The organism is Nocardioides sp. SYSU D00065, assembly GCF_017916425.1.
Classification (GTDB): Bacteria; Actinomycetota; Actinomycetes; order Propionibacteriales; family Nocardioidaceae; genus Nocardioides.
In genome coordinates, this window is record NZ_JAFMSX010000002.1 from 310,287 (window position 1) to 328,774 (window position 18,488).

Annotated in this window: 16 protein-coding genes; 11 read left to right on the forward strand and 5 right to left on the reverse strand. The window is 72.3% G+C overall.

The features are described 5' to 3' along the window. Window positions 1-13: 13 nt before the first annotated feature. Window positions 14-3,859 carry a DNA-directed RNA polymerase subunit beta' gene (locus J3P41_RS09530; protein WP_210650071.1) on the forward strand — a complete coding sequence of 1,282 codons (3,846 nt, stop codon included), beginning with the start codon at window positions 14-16 and terminating at the stop codon, window positions 3,857-3,859. Window positions 3,860-3,967: 108 nt separating this feature from the next. After that, window positions 3,968-5,215 carry a geranylgeranyl reductase family protein gene (locus J3P41_RS09535; RefSeq protein WP_210650072.1) on the forward strand — a complete coding sequence of 416 codons (1,248 nt, stop codon included), beginning with the start codon at window positions 3,968-3,970 and terminating at the stop codon, window positions 5,213-5,215. On the opposite strand, the gene J3P41_RS09540 is transcribed toward J3P41_RS09535, so the two are convergent. Then, a complete protein-coding gene (locus J3P41_RS09540) occupies window positions 5,208-6,236 on the reverse strand; it encodes an acyltransferase family protein (protein ID WP_210650073.1) in 1,029 nt (342 codons plus the stop codon). The genes J3P41_RS09535 and J3P41_RS09540 overlap by 8 nt on opposite strands. A gap of 31 nt (window positions 6,237-6,267) precedes the next feature. Between J3P41_RS09540 and J3P41_RS09545 the strand changes: the two genes are divergently transcribed. From J3P41_RS09545 to J3P41_RS09565, 5 genes are all read left to right on the forward strand, one after another. Next, the gene (locus tag J3P41_RS09545; protein ID WP_210650074.1) at window positions 6,268-7,167 is read left to right on the forward strand and encodes an NUDIX domain-containing protein; all 900 of its coding nucleotides are present in this window, start codon (window positions 6,268-6,270) and stop codon (window positions 7,165-7,167) included. Window position 7,168: 1 nt separating this feature from the next. Then, a complete protein-coding gene (locus J3P41_RS09550; protein ID WP_210650075.1) occupies window positions 7,169-8,443 on the forward strand; it encodes a hydroxyacid-oxoacid transhydrogenase in 1,275 nt (424 codons plus the stop codon). Window positions 8,444-8,641: 198 nt separating this feature from the next. Continuing rightward, complete coding sequence (locus J3P41_RS09555) at window positions 8,642-9,292, forward strand: hypothetical protein (protein ID WP_210650076.1); 651 nt, start codon at window positions 8,642-8,644, stop codon at window positions 9,290-9,292. An 89-nt stretch (window positions 9,293-9,381) separates the two neighbouring features. Continuing rightward, window positions 9,382-10,602 carry an SAM-dependent methyltransferase gene (locus J3P41_RS09560; RefSeq protein WP_307861918.1) on the forward strand — a complete coding sequence of 407 codons (1,221 nt, stop codon included), beginning with the start codon at window positions 9,382-9,384 and terminating at the stop codon, window positions 10,600-10,602. Further along, window positions 10,595-11,467 carry a hypothetical protein gene (locus J3P41_RS09565; RefSeq protein ID WP_210650077.1) on the forward strand — a complete coding sequence of 291 codons (873 nt, stop codon included), beginning with the start codon at window positions 10,595-10,597 and terminating at the stop codon, window positions 11,465-11,467. The genes J3P41_RS09560 and J3P41_RS09565 overlap by 8 nt, the downstream gene beginning before the upstream one ends. Before the next feature lie 36 nt (window positions 11,468-11,503). Here J3P41_RS09565 and J3P41_RS09570 read toward each other — a convergent pair whose 3' ends face one another. Further along, a complete protein-coding gene (locus J3P41_RS09570; RefSeq protein ID WP_210650078.1) occupies window positions 11,504-12,280 on the reverse strand; it encodes an SDR family NAD(P)-dependent oxidoreductase in 777 nt (258 codons plus the stop codon). Between the two features lie 25 nt (window positions 12,281-12,305). Between J3P41_RS09570 and J3P41_RS09575 the strand changes: the two genes are divergently transcribed. From J3P41_RS09575 to J3P41_RS09590, 4 genes are all read left to right on the forward strand, one after another. Then, entirely contained in the window at window positions 12,306-13,196 is an 891-nt protein-coding gene (locus J3P41_RS09575) for a ribonuclease HI family protein (protein WP_210650079.1), read from the forward strand. 38 nt (window positions 13,197-13,234) lie between these two features. Beyond that, entirely contained in the window at window positions 13,235-13,603 is a 369-nt protein-coding gene (locus J3P41_RS09580; RefSeq protein WP_210650080.1) for a hypothetical protein, read from the forward strand. A 122-nt stretch (window positions 13,604-13,725) separates the two neighbouring features. After that, entirely contained in the window at window positions 13,726-14,970 is a 1,245-nt protein-coding gene (gene mshA / locus J3P41_RS09585; protein ID WP_210650081.1) for a D-inositol-3-phosphate glycosyltransferase, read from the forward strand. 4 nt (window positions 14,971-14,974) lie between these two features. Next, the gene (locus J3P41_RS09590) at window positions 14,975-15,472 is read left to right on the forward strand and encodes a YbjN domain-containing protein (RefSeq protein WP_210650082.1); all 498 of its coding nucleotides are present in this window, start codon (window positions 14,975-14,977) and stop codon (window positions 15,470-15,472) included. Between the two features lie 38 nt (window positions 15,473-15,510). Here the strand turns inward: J3P41_RS09590 and J3P41_RS09595 are convergent, their stop codons facing one another. From J3P41_RS09595 to J3P41_RS09605, 3 genes are all read right to left on the reverse strand, one after another. Then, a complete protein-coding gene (locus J3P41_RS09595; RefSeq protein ID WP_210650083.1) occupies window positions 15,511-16,425 on the reverse strand; it encodes a DMT family transporter in 915 nt (304 codons plus the stop codon). A 75-nt stretch (window positions 16,426-16,500) separates the two neighbouring features. Next, on the reverse strand, window positions 16,501-17,178 hold the full coding sequence (locus J3P41_RS09600) for a response regulator transcription factor (protein WP_210650084.1): 678 nt from the start codon (window positions 17,176-17,178) through the stop codon (window positions 16,501-16,503). Continuing rightward, window positions 17,175-18,404 (reverse strand): ATP-binding protein, encoded by a 1,230-nt coding sequence (locus tag J3P41_RS09605; protein WP_210650085.1) that lies wholly within the window; start codon window positions 18,402-18,404, stop codon window positions 17,175-17,177. The genes J3P41_RS09600 and J3P41_RS09605 overlap by 4 nt, the downstream gene beginning before the upstream one ends. Window positions 18,405-18,488 lie beyond the last annotated feature (84 nt).

Here is an 18,488-nt window from a genome sequence, read left to right on the forward strand (position 1 = left end):
GACTGCAGCCATCGTGCTCGACGTTAACTTCTTCGACCAGCTTCAGATCGGCCTGGCCACCGCGGACGACATCCGCACGTGGAGCCACGGCGAGGTCAAGAAGCCGGAGACCATCAACTACCGCACGCTCAAGCCCGAGCGTGACGGCCTCTTCTGCGAGAAGATCTTCGGTCCCACCCGGGACTGGGAGTGCTACTGCGGCAAGTACAAGCGCGTGCGCTTCAAGGGCATCATCTGCGAGCGCTGCGGCGTCGAGGTGACTCGCTCCAAGGTGCGTCGCGAGCGCATGGGCCACATCGAGCTGGCCGCCCCCGTGACCCACATCTGGTACTTCAAGGGCGTCCCGTCGCGCCTGGGCTACCTGCTCGACCTGGCGCCGAAGGACCTCGAGAAGGTCATCTACTTCGCCGCCTACATGATCACCTCGGTCGACGAGGACGCGCGCCACCGCGACCAGGACTCCCTGGAGAACAAGGTCAGCCTGGAGCGCGAGCGCCTCGAGAAGCGCCGCGACGCCTCCGTCGAGGACCGCGCCAAGAAGCTCGAGGAGGACCTCGCCACCCTCGAGGCCGAGGGTGCCAAGGCCGACGCCAAGCGCAAGGTGCGCGACGGTGCCGACCGCGAGATGAACCAGCTCCGGGACCGCGCCAACCGTGAGATCGCGCGGCTGGAGGAGGTCTGGGACACCTTCAAGAACCTCAAGGTGCAGGACCTGCTCGGCGACGAGCTGCTCTACCGCGAGATGAAGACCTGGTTCGGCAAGTACTTCGAGGGCCACATGGGCGCCACGGCGATCCAGAAGCGCCTCCAGGACTTCGACATCGAGGCCGAGGTCGAGTCGCTGCGCGACACGATCGCCAACGGCAAGGGCCAGCGCAAGGTCCGCGCCCTCAAGCGCCTCAAGGTCGTCGACGCGTTCCGCAAGACGGGCAACCAGCCCATCGGCATGGTGCTCGACGCCGTCCCGGTGATCCCGCCGGACCTGCGCCCGATGGTCCAGCTCGACGGTGGCCGCTTCGCCACCTCCGACCTCAACGACCTCTACCGCCGCGTCATCAACCGCAACAACCGCCTCAAGCGACTGCTCGACCTCGGCGCTCCCGAGATCATCGTCAACAACGAGAAGCGGATGCTGCAGGAGGCCGTCGACAGCCTCTTCGACAACGGTCGTCGCGGCCGTCCGGTCACCGGACCGGGCAACCGCCCGCTCAAGTCGCTGTCCGACATGCTCAAGGGCAAGCAGGGTCGCTTCCGGCAGAACCTGCTCGGCAAGCGCGTGGACTACTCGGGCCGTTCGGTCATCGTGTCCGGCCCGCAGCTCAAGCTCCACCAGTGCGGTCTGCCCAAGCAGATGGCGCTCGAGCTGTTCAAGCCGTTCGTGATGAAGCGCCTCGTCGACCTCTCGCACGCGCAGAACATCAAGTCCGCCAAGCGGATGGTCGAGCGCGCTCGCCCGGTCGTGTGGGACGTCCTCGAAGAGGTCATCACCGAGCACCCCGTGCTGCTCAACCGTGCGCCCACCCTGCACCGCCTCGGCATCCAGGCCTTCGAGCCGCAGCTGATCGAGGGCAAGGCCATCCAGATCCACCCGCTCGTGTGCGGCGCGTTCAACGCCGACTTCGACGGTGACCAGATGGCCGTGCACCTGCCGCTGTCCGCCGAGGCGCAGGCCGAGGCCCGCATCCTGATGCTGTCGACCAACAACATCCTCAAGCCGTCGGACGGCCGTCCGGTGACCATGCCCTCGCAGGACATGATCATCGGTCTGTTCTGGCTGACCGCCGACCGCGAGGGTGAGATCGGCGAGGGTCGCGTCTTCTCGTCCCCGGCCGAGGCCATCATGGCCTTCGACCGCGGCGAGATCACGCTGCAGAGCCGGATCCGCATCCGCCTCACCGACGTCGTCGCCCCGCTCGACCACGAGGTCGGCGCGGACTGGGAGGAGCAGACCGCTCTCCTGCTCGACACGACGCTGGGCCGCGTGTACTTCAACGACACGCTGCCGGCCGACTACCCCTTCGTCAACGAGGAGGTCGGCAAGAAGCGCCTCGGCGCGATCGTCAACGACCTGGCCGAGCGCTACACCAAGGTCCAGGTCGCCGCGTCGCTCGACGCCCTCAAGGACGCCGGCTTCCACTGGGCCACGCGCTCGGGCGTGACCGTCTCGATCGACGACGTCACCACGCCGGACAGCAAGGCCGAGATCCTCGGTCGCTACGAGGCCCAGGCCGAGAAGGTCCAGAAGAACTACGAGCGCGGTGTGATGACCGACGACGAGCGTCGTCAGGAGCTCATCGAGCTGTGGACCCAGGCTGCTGCCGAGGTCGGTCGCGCGATGGAGACCAACTTCGACCGCACGAACCCGATCTACATGATGGTCGACTCGGGTGCCTCCGGAAACATGAACCAGATCCGGCAGGTCGCGGCCATGCGTGGTCTGGTGGCCAACCCGAAGGGCGAGATCATCCCGCGCCCGATCAAGGCCAACTTCCGCGAGGGCCTGTCGGTGCTCGAGTACTTCATCTCGACCCACGGTGCCCGCAAGGGTCTCGCCGACACCGCGCTGCGCACCGCCGACTCGGGCTACCTGACCCGTCGACTGGTGGACGTCTCGCAGGACGTGATCATCCGTGAGGACGACTGCGGCACCGAGCGCGGCCTGCCCAAGCGGATCGACGACGAGCACGTGGAGACCTCGGCCTACGCCCGGGCCGCCGCGGTCGAGATCACCCACCCCGAGACGGGCGAGGTCCTCGCTGCCGCCGGGGAGGACCTCGGCGACGTCAAGATCGGCGAGCTCGTCGCGGCCGGCATCAGCGAGGTCAAGGTCCGCTCGGTCCTGACCTGCGACGCCCGCACCGGCACCTGCGCCAAGTGCTACGGCCGCTCGCTGGCCACCGGCAAGCTGGTCGACATCGGCGAGGCGGTCGGCATCATCGCCGCCCAGTCGATCGGTGAGCCCGGCACGCAGCTGACCATGCGCACCTTCCACACCGGTGGTGTGGCCTCCGCGGACGACATCACGCAGGGTCTGCCCCGCGTGGTCGAGCTCTTCGAGGCCCGCTCGCCCAAGGGTCGTACGCCGATCTCGGAGTCCGCGGGTCGCGTGAAGATCGAGGAGACCGACAAGGCGCGCGTCGTCGTGGTCACCCCCGACGACGGCTCGGAGGTCCAGGAGATCCCCGTGTCGAAGCGCTCGCGCCTCAACGTCGAGGACGGCGACCACATCGAGGTGGGTCACCACATCACCTCCGGTACGCCCGACCCGCAGGACGTGCTGCGCATCCTCGGTGTCCGCAAGGCCCAGGAGCACCTCGTCAACGAGGTGCAGGAGGTCTACCGCTCGCAGGGCGTGTCGATCCACGACAAGCACATCGAGATCATCGTGCGGCAGATGCTGCGTCGCGTGACGGTCATCGAGTCCGGTGACACCAACCTGCTCCCGTCCGACCTGGTCGACCGGGTGCGGTTCGAGGAGGAGAACCGTCGCGTGGTCTCCGAGGGCGGCAAGCCGGCCTCGGGTCGCCCGGTGCTGATGGGCATCACCAAGGCCTCGCTCGCGACCGAGTCGTGGCTGTCGGCGGCCTCCTTCCAGGAGACCACCCGGGTGCTCACCGACGCCGCCATCAACGGGCGCTCCGACAGCCTGCGTGGCCTGAAGGAGAACGTGATCATCGGCAAGCTCATCCCGGCCGGCACCGGCCTCGAGCGCTACCGCAACATCCGCGTGGAGCCCACCGAGGAGGCGCGTGCCGCGGCCTACTCGGTCACCGGCTACGACTCCTACGACTACGACTTCGGTCCGTCGTCGCAGGCCGTCGCGCTCGACGACTTCGACTTCGGCTCCTACCAGAACTGATCCGAGGTCGTCCGCACCACCTGCCGAGCCCCGGTCTCCCGCATGGGAGGCCGGGGCTCGGCGCGTACCGGCCGGGGCCGCGTCCCGTCGGTCTGAGAGGATCGCGCCGTGACCACCGCCTCAACGCGCCCGACCTCGGCGGACGTGCTGGTCGTCGGCGCAGGGCCCGCCGGCTCGGCTGCGGCCGCTTGGGCGGCACGCGCCGGGCTGGACGTGCTCCTCGTCGACGCGGCCACCTTCCCGCGCGACAAGACGTGCGGTGACGGTCTCACCCCGCGGGCCATCGGCGAGATGGAGAGACTCGGCCTCGAGGACTGGCTGCGTGCCCACACCGTCAACCGCGGACTGCGTGCGCACGGGTTCGGTCAGGTCCTCGAGCTGCCCTGGCCGGGCGGCTCGCTCCCGGACTGGGGCTCGGCCGTGGCACGCACCGAGCTCGACGACCACCTGCGCACGACCGCGGTCGCGAGCGGCGCCAGGGCCGTCGACGGCCTACGGGCGGTCGGCGTGCGCCGCGACGGCGAGCGGGTGGCCGCGGTGGAGCTCCGCGACGCCGACGGCACCTTCGAGGTCGCGTGCCGCTGGCTGGTCGTCGCCGACGGCGTACGCTCCCCGCTCGGCAAGCTGCTCGGCCGCGAGTGGCACCGCGACACCGTCTACGCCGTGGCCGGCCGCTCCTACGTCGACTCCGACGCCTCCGACGACCCCTGGATCAGCTCCCACCTCGAGCTGCGCGACGAGCAGGGCGCGCTGGTGTCCGGCTACGGCTGGATCTTCCCCCTCGGCGACGGCACCGTGAACCTGGGGGCGGGCACCCTCGCCACCAGCCGGCGGCCGGCCGAGGTGGCCATCAAGCCGCTGATGCAGACCTACGCGGACGCGATCGGCAAGGACTTCGGGCTCTCCGGCGAGCTGCGGATGCCGACCTCGGCGCTGCTGCCCATGGGTGGCGCGGTGAGCAACGTGGCCGGGCCCAACTGGGCGCTGATCGGTGACGCCGCGGCCTGCGTGAACCCGCTCAACGGCGAGGGCATCGACTACGGCCTCGAGACCGGCCGCCTGGTCGCCGACCACATCGCGAGCGGCGCCGGACTCGGGGAGGCGTGGCGCTCGACGCTGGTCGGCCACTACGGCGAGGCGTTCTCGATCGCCCGCCGGCTCGCGGGGATCGCCACGCAGCCGCGGGTGGTGGCCGCACTGGGGCCGGCCGGGATGCGCTCGGAATGGCTGATGACGCTCGCGCTGCGCTGGATGGGCAACCTCGTCGACGACGCCGACCGCGACCGCGCCGCCCGCGTGTGGCGCTGGGCGGGGCGGCGTTCCATGGCCCGCGACACGCGGGCGCCGTTCAGCTGAGCGGTGCCGCCGCAGCGTCGCGACGCGACCGCCGCCGCTCCGCCCAGCCGAGCGGATTGGTGAACGGCTCGAGCGCGCGGCGTACGGGCGGGGCGGCCAGCACCAGCGACAGCGCCACCGCGCCCAGCACGGTCAGCACCAGCCCCAGCGTCGGCTCGGCCGCGGTGAAGTCGGGCCACCCGAGCGCCTTGACGGTCTTGATGACGAAGCCGTGGAACAGGTAGACCACCATCGTCGCGGTGCCCATCGTCGTGAACCACCCGAGGGAGCGGCGCGGCACCAGCGCCATGGCGGAGAACGCTCCCACCAAACCGACCATCATCACGGTCAGCCGCGTCTGGAAGGCGATCTCGTTGTCGATCGGCAGCTCGTCGTAGCCGGTGTCGTACCAGAGCAGCGCGGTCTCCGCCCACGTGTCGGTGTAGAGCGCCATGACGCCGATCCCGACCAGCAGCGGCACCGCCGCGACCCGGACCCAGACGTCGTCGAGGTGCTTGAGGTGGCGAGGCTGGAGGTGGAGGCCGAGCACGAAGAACGGCAGCAGGCCCAGGAAGCGCGGGATCATCAGCGAGTCGTCGTCCCACAGGCCGCCGAGGAGGCTCACGATCACCGACAGGGGCAGGAAGAGCCAGTGCCGCTTGAGGACCGGCGTGACCAGGCGCCACATGAGCAGCACGATGAGGTACCACATCGTCCAGTGCGGCTGGAGCCACAGCGGGCCCGTCACCTGCTCGTCGGCCACGGTGCGGCGGAAGTACACCAGCGCGGGCTCGAACAGCAGGTAGGGGATGGCGAGGGTGTAGACGAGGCTCTTCAACCGGCGCCGGTCCCACTCGAAGGACTTCGAGAGGTAGCCGCTGACGAACACGAAGGCCGGGATGTGCCACAGGTAGATGAAGTCGTAGACCCAGTGGCTGCCGGTCGTCTCCTCCACCAGCCCGATCGAGTGTCCGACGACGACGAGGGTGACCAGCACCATCTTGACGTTGTCGAGCCACGGATCTCGGGACGTGGGAGACACGGCGCTCACCGTACTTCACTAGGTTGGGGGCATGAGCTCCCTGCCGAGGCGACAGCGGGTGGCGGCGTACGCCGTCATGCTGCGCGAGCGCTCGGGCGCCGTGGAGATCCTCCTGTGCCGCCTCGCACCGCGGGTCTCGCGCACCGAGCTGTGGACCCTCCCGGGAGGCGGGGTCGACCACGGTGAGGACCCGCGGGCCGCGCTGGTGCGGGAGATCCACGAGGAGACCGGACTCGCCGCGACGGTGGGGGAGACCGCGCGGGTCTACAGCGCGCACCTGCCGCGTGCCTCGCGGGACGGCCGGCTCGTCGACGCGCACGCCATCCGCATCGTCTACGACGCCTGGGTCGCCCCCGACGCCCCCAGTCCGCGCGTGGTCGAGGTGGACGGCTCCACGATCGAGTCGGCGTGGCACCGGCTCGACGACGTGGCCTCGGGCGCGGTGCCCGTCGCCGCGCAGGTGACCGACGCGCTGGTGGACCACCAGCCGTTCCGGCTGCAGCGGGTCGCGGCGTACGCGCTGGTGCTGCGCGACGGCGCGGTCCTGCTGACCCGGCTGTCGCCGCGCGCGGCCCACCCGGGACGGTGGACCCTCCCCGGCGGCGGCGTGGACCACGGAGAGCACCCGTCCGACGCGCTCGCCCGGGAGGTCGAGGAGGAGTGCGGGCTGCCCTGCGAGGTGGGCGGCCTGCTCGGCGTGCACGACACCCACTTCTCCGGCACCGCGCCGTCGGGGCGGATCGAGGACTACCACGGCATCCACCTGGTCTACGCGGCGACGGTCGGGCCCGGCGCCCCACGCGTGCAGGAGGTCGACGGCACCACCGACGCCGTCGCCTGGGTGCCCCTCGTCGACGTCGAGGACGGCCGGGTCGAGGTGCTCGACCTCGTCCGCCACGCGGCGCGGCTGTCTCCGAACGGGGGGACGTGAGATGACCGAGAGCGTCTTCACCTACGCGGCGCCGGGACTCAAGTTCGGTCGCGGCGCCAGCGGCGAGATCGGCTGGGACGTCCGCCAGCTGCTGCCCGCTGCCGACGGGCGGACCGAGGGCGGGCGTCGGGTGCTGCTCGTCACGGACCCCGGCGTCGCCGCGACCGGGCACCCGGAGCGGATCGCGCAGCGGCTCCGGTCCGCAGGGCTCGACGTCACGGTGTTCGCCGGCGCCCGCGTGGAGCCCACCGACGCGTCCCTGGAGGACGCCATCGCCTTCGCGCGCGACGGCGGCCCCTACGACGCCGTGGTGGCGGTCGGCGGCGGCTCGGCGATCGACACCGCCAAGGCGGTGAACCTGCTGCTGACCAACAGCGGCTCGCTGATGGACTACGTCAACGCCCCCGTGGGCGGCGGCCGGGCTCCGGACCATCCGCTGCTCCCGCTGGTCGCCGTCCCCACGACGACCGGCACCGGCGCCGAGTCGACCACCATCTGCGTCCTCGACGTGCTCGCCCTCCAGGTCAAGACCGGCATCTCCCACGCCCGGCTCCGCCCCACCCTGGCGGTGGTCGACCCCGACCTCACCGCCACGCAGCCGGCGATGGTGACCGCGTCGGCCGGCATGGACATCCTCTGCCACGCGCTGGAGAGCTATACCGCCCGCTGGTACGCCGACTTCGACGCAAAGCGGCCCGAGCAGCGCGTCCCCTACTGCGGCGCCAACCCCATCGCCGACATGTGGGCCGAGAAGTCGCTGTCCCTCCTGGCCGGCTCCTTCCGTCGGGCAGTGCGCGACGGCGAGGACCGTGAGGCACGCGAGCAGATGGCGCTGGCGGCCACCTTCGCCGGCCTCGGCTTCGGCAACGCAGGCGTCCACGTGCCGCACGCCTGCGCCTACCCGATCGCCGGCCGCGTGCGCGACTACCGGCCCGAGGGCTATCCCGCCGACGATCCGATCGTGCCGCACGGCATGGCGGTGGCGATGACCGCTCCGGCGGCCTTCGCGTTGACCTTCGAGGCCTCGCCCGATCGGCACCGCCGGGCGGCGGAGCTGCTCGGCGGCGGCACCGACCCGCTGCCCGAGGTCGTGCGCGGCCTCATGCGCGACGTGGGCCTGCCGAGCGGGCTCGCGGAGCTCGGCTACGGCCCCGCCGACGTCGACGACCTGGTCGAGGGTGCCCTCAAGCAGCAGCGCCTGCTCGCGACTGCCCCCCTCGAGGTCACCGCCGACCACCTCGCCGCCGTCTTCCGGGACTCGCTCGAGCACTGGTGAGCCGGTCCGGCCGCACGGGTCAGTTCATGTTCCCCGCCAGATGTACGGGAGTGGTGGGCGGCACTCGCGTACACGTGGTGGCGAACATGAACTGCTCACGGCCTTCGTTGGCCGGGCGGCCAGGCAGTCAGCGGATCTGCGTCGGCGGGGCTGTGGATGGCCGCCCACGGGGGCGCCCTGCGGCCTAGCGTCGGGAGGATGGAGCTGTGGACCGAACGCCAGGCGACCCGCCACCTCATGGTGCCCGGCATCGGCCGCGACGCGGCGCGCAGCGCCTTGAAGGCCGGTGTGGCCGGGCGACCGGTCGAGGTGAGCACGGGCCTGCTCTACGACGCCCGGGAGGTGCGCGACGTGCTCGACCGGATGGATCCGCCCTGCGAGATCCGGCAGCGCACGAGCCGGCCCGTGTTCGTCGCCAGGGTCGCGCCACGCGAGCCGGACGAGCGCACGCCGTGGCGGTCGTGGCGCGGCGCCGACGTGCTGGCGCCACGGGCGGAGCAGCTCGACGCGGCCCGCGCGTGGTGGCACCTGGGCGCTCGGATGGACGCGCTCATCGGCGGCGTCGGATCCGCGAAGGGGGTGCCCTTCGTCGTCACGTGCGGAGGCATCATCGTGCTCGGTGCCGAGATCAGGGGAGTCGACCACGCGGTGGCCGCAGCCGGGCTCGAGATGAGCAGTGCCCGCCGGTCTGCCTCGCCGCTCGGTGAGTCGTACTCCCGCAACGCGCGGGCATTCGTGCTGGGCGATCCGGGCCCGTGGTTCGACGGTCAGGACGGCCGGCGGTTCGGCACCGGTCCGGGCGGGCCCTTCCGGGTGGTCCAGGGCCGCAGTCGTGACCGCTCCACCTAGACTCGCCGCATGAACCCCCGCCACCGCCGACTCGTGATCCCGGTGGCGCTGGGGACACTCATCCTCATCGTCGTCCTCGCCTCGGTCCTGTGAGCGCGGACCGGCTGGAGGGCGACGAGTGGGCGCGGTTGCGAGCCGCGGTGCTCGACGCGGACCGCCTGGTGCGCGCACTGGCCAGCGGTCGCCGCAAGGGGCAGCCGGCGCCGGTGGTGGCGGGCCGTGAGGTCCGGCGCGTCGAGGCACGGGTCGTCGACCTGCGCGCCGGACGCCACCTGCAGGTGACGTCGTACGACGACACCCAGGCACACACCGCCAACCACCTGATCGGTGACGCCGCCGACGCCGCGGTGGACGCCCTGCTCGCGCAGCCCTTCGCCAACTGGCACGTCGACACCGCCACCGAGACCCTCCAGCTGCGGGTGACGAAGAAAGGCGCGGCGCTGCTGCACACCTCGGCCCGCACGGTGCCGGCCGAGGTGTCGCGTGACCACGACCGCGCCAAGGACCGGCTGCTCGCCGAGGACGACCCGGTGCTGGTCGCGCTGGGCATCAGCGACGCGCACGGACGGGTGAAACCGACCCGGCAGGCCAAGTACCGCCAGGTCGAGGAGTTCCTGCGGCTCCTCGACGCCAGTCTCACCGAGGCGATGTCGCAGGGACTCGTGCGCACGCCCTCCGAGCAGGATCCGCTGCGGGTCGTCGACCTCGGCTGCGGCAACGCCTACCTGACCTTCGCCGCCCACGCGTTCCTCAGCCGCCGGCTCCCGGTGCGGATGACCGGCGTGGACGTCAAGCAGCAGTCCGCCGACCACAACTCCGAGGTCGCAGCCGGCCTGGGCATCGACGCCGACTTCGTGGTCGGCACCATCCAGGACGCGCGGCTGGAGCGTCCGCCCGACGTCGTGCTGGCCCTGCACGCCTGCGACACCGCCACCGACGACGCGCTGGCTCGGGCGCTGGACTGGCAGGCCTCGCTCGTGCTGGCGGCGCCGTGCTGCCACCACGACATCGCGGCCCAGCTGCGCGCGGCCCCGGCGCCGGAGCCGTACGCGCTGCTGACGCGCTACGGCATCCTGCGCGAACGGTTCGCCGACACCCTCACCGACGCCCTGCGCGCCTCGCTCCTGCGGCGCGAGGGCTACCGCGTCGACGTGGTCGAGTTCGTCGAGAGCGCGCACACGCCCCGCAACACCCTCCTGCGCGCCGTGCGGACCGGCGCCGCTGGCGCGGACGCGGCGCGGGAGTACGACGACCTGCTGGCGCAGTGGGGCGTGCGCCCGCGCCTCGGGGAGCTGCTGCACCGTGGCTGACGCGCGCCGGCTCGCCGTCGGTGCGTGCGTCGCGCTGCCGTTCCTGCTCGGCGCGGCGGCCGGCGGACCCGGGCCCGACGACCGCCCGGCCTTCCGCTTCAACGATCCCGAGATCGTCGAGTCGAGCGGCCTCGTCGTGACCGGCCGGCACGTGGTCACGACCAACGACTCCGGCGACTCGGCGCGGGTGTTCACCGTCGATCCGGGCACCGGTGACACGGTCGGGGTCACCACCTGGGCCGGCGAGACGACCGACGTGGAGGCCCTCGCGCCGGCGGGACCCGGACACGTGTGGGTCGCCGACATCGGCGACAACCGGCACGCCCGCGAGTCGGTGCAGGTGCTGCGGGTCCCGGTAGGCGCCGGCGACCTCCACGCCACGCCGGCGTCGTACGAGCTCGCCTATCCCGACGGAGCGCGGGACGCCGAGGCGCTGGTGGCTCACCCCCTGACGGGCCGGCTGTACGTGATCACCAAGGGCGTCTTCTCCGGCACGGTGTACGCCGCCCCGCCACGTCTCCAGCCCGGGCGCGTGAACCGGCTGACGGAGGTCGCCGGCGCCCCGGGGATGGTGACCGACGCCGTCTTCTCCGCGGGCGGCGGAGGTGTCGTGCTGCGCACCTACTCCAGCGCCCACCTCGTGTCGTTCCCGTCCTGGCAGCCGCTGACGTCGTGGGACCTGCCCGAGCAGGACCAGGGCGAGGGCGTCGCGCTGGACGCGGGCGAGCTGCTGGTCAGCACGGAGGGGGCGCGCTCGCAGGTGCTGCGGGTCGACCTGCCCGACGCGGCCGTGGCGGCCGACCTGCGCTCGCCCGCGTGGACCGCCCTGCGCTGGCTCGCGACCGCTCGCGGGCTCCCGTTCTAGGCGAGCGCCGCGTCGTCCTCGGAGGTCTCCCACACGTCAGGACCGGTGGACCTTGTGTGCCGCTGCCTGGGCACGCGGCTTGATGACCAGCTCGTCGATGTCGACGTGCGAGGGCCGGGTGGCCACCCACGCGATGGCGTCCGCCACGTCCTCGGCCAGCAGGGGCTGGTCCACGCCGGCGTACACGGCGGCGGCCTTGTCGCGGTCCCCGCCGTAGCGCACGAGGGAGAACTCCTCGGTCTGCACCATGCCGGGGGCCACCTCGCTGATCCGGATCGGCTCGCCGTTCAGCTCGAGCCGCAGCGTCTCCGTCACGACTCGCACGGCGTGCTTGGCCGCGGTGTACCCGCCCCCGCCCTCGTACGCCCAGCGACCGGCCGTCGAGCCGACATTGACGACCAGCCCGTCCCCGCTGGCGCGCAGGGCGGGCAGCAGCGCCTTGGTGACGCGCACCAGGCCCAGCACGTTGAGGTCGTACATCGAGCGCCAGGCCTCGATGTCGGCGGAGTCCACCCGGTCGACCCCGACGGCGCCGCCGGCGTTGTTGACGAGCACGTGCAGGGTCGGCACCGCCGCGGCCAGGGCGTCGACGGAGTCGGAGTCTGTGACGTCGCAGGTGACGGCCTGGCCGCCGATCTCCGCGGCCAGCTCCTCGATCCGGTCGGTGCGCCGGGCGGCACACACGACGTGGAAGCCGCGCGCCGCCAGCGCCCGCGCGGTCGCGGCGCCGATGCCGCTGGACGCGCCGGTGACGACGGCGGTGCGGAGCTGGGTGCTGTCCTGGGTGCTGTCCTGGGGCTGGTCCTGGGTCATGCGCCCATCCTGCCAAGATGTCCCGGTGATCATCGCGGCGGCTGACGGCTCGGCACTCGGCAACCCCGGCCCGGCGGGCTGGGCGTGGTACGTCGACGACGACTGCTGGGCCTCCGGCGGCTGGCCGCACGGCACCAACAACATGGGTGAGCTGATGGCGGTGCTCGACCTGCTCCAGCAGACCGCACACCTCGACGACGAGCTGCGCGTCTACTGCGACAGCACCTACGTCATCAACACCGTCACCAAGTGGATGGCCGGGTGGAAGCGGCGCGGCTGGCGCAAGGGCGACGGCAAGCCGGTGATGAACGTCGAGCTGGTCAAGGGCCTCGACGCGGCGATGCAGGGCCGCCGCGTCGACTTCGTCTGGGTCAAGGGCCACGCCGGTCACCCCCTCAACGAGGCCGCCGACCGGCTCGCCAACGCCGCCGCCGTCGCCTTCCGCGAGGGTCGCTCGCCCGAGCCGGGGCCGGGCATGCCGGACAGCACGGTGGCCCACCCGGCGGCGAGCGTCGGTCAGGTCGAGGCGGAGCCCGACCTGTTCACGGGAGCGCTCGGAGTCGAGGAGACGGCGGCCACGCCCACCGACGAGGAGCACGTCGTCGCGATGGAGCGGGCGCTGCTCACCGACGAGGTGCGCGCGGACCCGGCCGCCCTCGCCGCGCTGCTCCACCCCGACTGGCGCGAGGTCGGGCGCTCGGGACGGCTGCGGACCCGCGAGGAGCTCCTCGACGAGGCCGCGCCGGTGGGCAGGGTCGACGTGGAGGTGCTGTCCGCCGACCGGCTCCGCGACGACACGATCCTGCTGCTGTGGCGCACGGCGGGCGACGGGCGGTCGACGGTGCACAGCACCGTGTGGGTGCGCACCGGTGGCCGGTGGCAGGCGCGGTTCCACCAGGAGACCGACGAGGCCTGAGCTGGGACCGCCCATCCGGGCCGTGGCACACTTCCCCGATGCCTCCCGCGAAGCTCGCCGCAGCTGCAGCGCTCCTGGGCGGTGCGCTGTGGATCCTGTACGCCCTGCTCGGCGGTGGCGACGACCCCGTCCCCAGCGCGCTGCACCTCCTCGGGTTGGGCTGCCTGCTCGTCGCCGCCGGTGCCTTCGGCACGACCCTGGTCAGGAGCGACGCCCTGGCGATGCGCATCTTCGTCGGCTTCGCCTCCGCGCTGCTGGCGCTGTCGCTCGTCGAGGCGTTCCGCCAGCCCGACAACGCGTGGTACGACGGCTGCTGGGGCATCGCGGCGGTCCTGCTCGGCGGCTACGGCCTGCGGCGCACGCGTGGCGGCTCTCGACGTACCGCCACCGGCGCGCACGCACGCTGACCTCACCCCTGGGGACGCCCCGGCGTCGCGTCCGGGAATCCCGGGTGGTGCCGCCGCGTTGTGCCGGGGTGCCTGCTGGAGGCACGAGGACGAAGGGAACGCCGTTGGGTGAGCGGGTGGCGATGATCAGCCTCCACACCTCCCCCCTGGACCAGCCGGGCACGGGGGACGCCGGGGGCATGAACGTCTACGTCATCGAGCTGTCCAAGCGGCTGGCGGCGCAGGGGATCGACGTCGACGTGTTCACCCGGGCCACCTCCTCCGCGCTGCCGCAGGTCGTCGAGGCCGCGGACGGCGTGCTCGTGCGACACGTCGCCGCCGGCCCGTTCGAGGGGTTGAGCAAGGCCGAGCTGCCGGGCCAGCTGTGCACCTTCGCGCGCGAGGTGCTGCGCACCGAGGCCATGCAGCCGCTCGGCCACTACGACGCGGTGCACTCCCACTACTGGCTGTCCGGGCAGGTCGGCGCGCTGGCCCGCGACCGGTGGAACGTGCCGCTGGTGCACTCGATGCACACGATGGCCAAGGTCAAGAACGAGGCGCTCGCCCGAGGCGACGCCCCCGAGCCGGTCTCGCGGGTCATCGGTGAGGAGCAGGTGGTCGAGGCCGCGGACCTGCTCGTGGCCAACACCGACACCGAGGCACGCCAGCTCGTCGAGCTCTACGGTGCCAGCCCGGACGCCGTCGAGGTGATCCACCCCGGGGTCGACCTCTCGGTCTTCACCCCGCGCAGCCGCGCCGAGGCCCGCCGTGAGCTGGGCCTGCCCGAGGACGCGGTCGTGCTGCTCTTCGCCGGTCGCATCCAGCCGCTCAAGGCGCCCGACGTGCTGCTGCGCGCGGTCGCTGTCCTGCTGGAGCAGGACCCGTCGCTGCGCCACCGGCTCGTCGTACCCGTCGTGGGCGGGCCCTCCGGATCCGGCCTGGAGCACCCGACCGCCCTGGCCGACCTCGCCGCCGACCTCGGCATCGAGGACGTCGTCCGCTTCGTCCCGCCCGTCACCCAGCCCGAGCTGGCCGTGTGGGCGGCGGCGGCCACGGCCGTGGCGGTGCCGTCGTACAACGAGTCCTTCGGCCTGGTCGCGGTCGAGGCGCAGGCCACCGGGACGCCCGTCGTGGCCGCCTCGGTCGGCGGTCTGACCACGGTGGTGCGCGACGAGGTGAGCGGACTGCTCGTCGCCACCCACGAGCCCCGCGACTGGGCAGCCAGCCTGCGCCGTCTGGTCGACGACCCGGCGCTCGCCGAGCGGCTCGGCCGTGGCGCGGTCGCGCACGCGCAGGAGTTCTCCTGGGAGCGCACCGCCGAGCGCACCCTCGCCGCCTACGAGCGGGCCGGCAGCCGGATGCTCGAGGCCGGCTCCGTGGTGGGATGAGCGCATGACCGCCGTCGACACCGTGCGCGCCTACCTCCGCGACAACGGCATCGAGCACCAGGAGACCTCGCGTGAGGGCGTCGAAGGCGCGAGCTTCTCACTGACCCTGCCGGGGGAGAAGAAGCTGCAGACCCCCGTGCGCCTCGACGTCGGGCCGCACGCGCTGGGCGTGCACGCCTTCGTGTGCCGCAACCCCGACGAGAACCACGCCCGCGTCTACCGATGGCTGCTCGAGCGCAACCTGCGGATGTACGCCGTCTCCTTCGCCGTCGACCGCGACGGGGACATCTACCTCGAGGCCAGGCTGCCGCTGGCCTCGGTGGACGCCGAGGAGCTCGACCGGGTCCTGGGCTCGGTGCTCGCCAACGCCGACGAGTCCTTCAACGCCATCCTCGAGCTCGGCTTCGCCTCCTCGATCCGCAAGGAGTGGGAGTGGCGCATCTCGCGCGGCGAGTCGACCCGCAACCTCGAGGCGTTCCGCGGCTGGCTCGAGTCGTCCTGACCCGCGCCTGAGCTCTCCCCGCCGCTCCTGATCAACGCTCAGCCGGCTGAGGCTGCCGGCTTGCGCCGCGTCATCAGCACGCCGACGATCGCCAGCGCGCCACCGACGAAGGTCAGCGTGGGCGGCACCTCGTCGATGGTCAGCCACGCGATCAGCGTCGCGATGCCGGGCACCAGGAAGGTCGTCAGCGAGAGCGCCCCCGCGTCGGTGTGGGTCAGCGCGTAGGCCCAGGTGGTGAACGCGACCGCCGTCGGCAGCACGCCGAGGTACACGATCCACCACAGCTCGGCGCCGCCGCCGGCCACGATGCCCGGCAGGTCGGCGGAGAACGGCAGGCAGGTGGCCGCGCCCATCAGGAACGACACCAGGACGACCTGGACCGACGGGAGGCGGCGCAGCAGCACCTTCTGCGTCAGCACGCCGACGGCGTACATGGCCGCCGCGACGAGCACCAGGAGCACCCCCAGCAGGCTGGCGTCGGCGTCGGTCGACGAGCCGCGCGCGATCACCGCGACCCCGGCGAACCCGACCACCATGCCGCCCAGCAGCCAGCCGTGCAGCCGCTCGCCGAAGAGCGGCACCGCCATGAGCGCCACGATCACCGGGCCGATCTGGATGATCATCGCCGCCGTGCCGGCGTCGACGTGCCGCTCCCCGGCGTTGAGGGTGAGGTTGTACACCCCGAACCAGCCGATGCCGCCGACGGCGAGCAGCAGCCACTCCCGCGGCGTGGGACGCACCCACCCGCGACGCAGGACCAGCGGCAGCACGACCAGCGCAGCGACCAGGAGCCGGCCGGCGCCCAGCGCGCCCGGGCTGACGTCGTGCGCGACGTGCCGGATCACGACGAAGGCCGAGGCCCACATCGCCAGCGTGATCCCGCCGGCCGCCACGGGCAGCCAGGCGGGCGGTGCCGCGGTCTCGGCGGAACGGGGCTCGGTCGTCGTCGTCACGGGTCAAGGCTAGGTACGGTCATGACCGGCCCGCCAGCGCTTTTCGGACGCCGAACGGCGAGATCCCGCCGGGTGTCAGAGGTCGAGCTTGTAACCCAGGCCGCGCACCGTGACCAGGTACTTCGGCTCGCTGGGGTCGGGCTCGAGCTTGGCTCGCAGCCGCTTGACGTGGACGTCGAGCGTCTTGGTGTCCCCGACGTAGTCCGAGCCCCACACGCGGTCGATCAGCTGTCCCCGGGTGAGCACCCGGCCGGGGTTGCGCAGGAACATCTCCAGCAGCTCGAACTCCTTGAGCGGCAGGCGCTGCTCCGAGCCGTCGACGGTGACGACGTGGCGCTCCACGTCCATCCGCACCGGGCCGGCCTCGAGCGTGTCGGGCATCAGGTCCTGCTCCTGGCCGCGCCGCAGCACCGCCCGGATCCGGGCGACCAGCTCGCGGGGGGAGTACGGCTTGGTGACGTAGTCGTCGGCGCCGAGCTCCAGCCCGACCACCTTGTCGACCTCGTCGTCCTTGGCGCTGACCATGATCACGGGCACCGACGACGACTGCCGGATCTGCCGGCACACCTCGGTGCCGGGCACGCCGGGCAGCATCAGGTCGAGGAGCACGATGTCGGGCCCGAACCGGTCGAACTCCGTCAGCGCCGTGTTGCCGTCGGCGGCGATGGCGACCTCGTAGCCCTCCTTGCGGAGCATGTAGGCCAGCGCGTCGCTGTAGCTCTCTTCGTCCTCGACGACGAGTACCCGGGTCATGCGGGCTCCTCCTGCTGTGTTCTCTGGGTGACGGTGCGGGTGACGGTCGCGGGCGTCGCAGGTACGACGACCTCGACCGGGCTGGTGCGGCTCGGGCCCTGCCCGGGGTCGGAGTTGCGGGGAAGCGTGAGCGTGAAGGTCGAGCCCTGGCCCTGGACCGACCACACGGAGATGTCGCCGCCGTGGGTGGCTGCGACGTGCTTGACGATGGACAGCCCGAGTCCGGTGCCGCCGGTGGAACGGTGGCGGGCCGGGTCGACGCGGTAGAAGCGCTCGAAGATGCGGTCGATGTCCTCGGCCGGGATGCCGATGCCCTGGTCGACCACGGAGACCTGCACCTGCTCGCCCTCGGAGCGGGTGGTGACCACGACGCGGGAGCCCGCGTCGGAGTAGGCGACCGCGTTGGCGACGAGGTTGCTGATCGCCGCGCCGATCTGCTCCTGGGAGCCGAAGACCTCCAGCCCGGGCTCCCCGCGCGACTCGACGGTGATCTGCTTGGCCGCCGCCTCCATGGCGCTGGTGTCGACCGCGGTGGCGACCGCGGCGTCGAGGTCGACCATCACCGGCATCTCCAGCGGGTCGTGGCCCTGCAGGCGGGACAGCTCGATGATCTGCTGGACCAGCTTGGCGAGGCGGTCGCTCTCGACCAGCATCCGGTTGGCGAAGCGCTGGACCGCCTCGGGGTCGTCGGCGGCGTCGGTGACCGCCTCGGCGAGCAGCCGGATCGCGCCGACCGGGGTCTTGAGCTCGTGGCTGACGTTGGCGACGAAGTCGCGGCGCACCGCCTCGACGCGGCGCTCGCGGGTGCGGTCCTCGACCAGTGCCAGCACCAGCCGCGCGCCCAGCGGCGCCACTCGAGCGGTGAGGGTGCGGGCGAACCCGCCGTCGGTCGCCGGCATGTCGAGGTCGCTCTCGCGGATCTGCCCGTCGCGCCGCACCTGCGAGATGACGTCGAGCAGCTCGGGCACCACCACGGAGTTGCCGCGCACCAGCCCGAAGGCGTACGCCGGCGCGGACGCCTTCAGCACCTGGTCGGACTCGTCGACCACGACCGCGCTCGAGCGCAGGATGCTCAGGACCGCGGCGACGCCGGCCTGGACGACGGGCTCCTCGACCTGCGGCAGCGTGTGTCTCTGGCGGTCGCTGATGTGCCAGGCGAGCACGGCGCCACCCGCCACGATGGCCCCGATGATCGCGGCCAGACCAGCCTGCGTCGTCGGATCCACGCCCACCATCGTACGCACCGCCCACCCTTGGCCAGTCCCAGTGGACGAGGGGCGCCGAGTGTTCACCCCGCGTTCATCGCGCGC

What these genes read in the sequence shown, in the direction of transcription:
- J3P41_RS09545 (WP_210650074.1), top strand. Translation starts at nt 6,268, where the DNA reads ATGAGCTCCCTGCCGAGGCGACAGCGGGTGGCGGCGTACGCCGTCATG.
- J3P41_RS09550 (WP_210650075.1), top strand. Translation starts at nt 7,169, where the DNA reads ATGACCGAGAGCGTCTTCACCTACGCGGCGCCGGGACTCAAGTTCGGT.
- J3P41_RS09555 (WP_210650076.1), top strand. Translation starts at nt 8,642, where the DNA reads ATGGAGCTGTGGACCGAACGCCAGGCGACCCGCCACCTCATGGTGCCC.
- J3P41_RS09570 (WP_210650078.1), bottom strand. Translation starts at nt 12,280, where the DNA reads ATGACCCAGGACCAGCCCCAGGACAGCACCCAGGACAGCACCCAGCTC.
- J3P41_RS09580 (WP_210650080.1), top strand. Translation starts at nt 13,235, where the DNA reads ATGCCTCCCGCGAAGCTCGCCGCAGCTGCAGCGCTCCTGGGCGGTGCG.
- mshA (WP_210650081.1), top strand. Translation starts at nt 13,726, where the DNA reads ATGATCAGCCTCCACACCTCCCCCCTGGACCAGCCGGGCACGGGGGAC.
- J3P41_RS09590 (WP_210650082.1), top strand. Translation starts at nt 14,975, where the DNA reads ATGACCGCCGTCGACACCGTGCGCGCCTACCTCCGCGACAACGGCATC.
- J3P41_RS09600 (WP_210650084.1), bottom strand. Translation starts at nt 17,178, where the DNA reads ATGACCCGGGTACTCGTCGTCGAGGACGAAGAGAGCTACAGCGACGCG.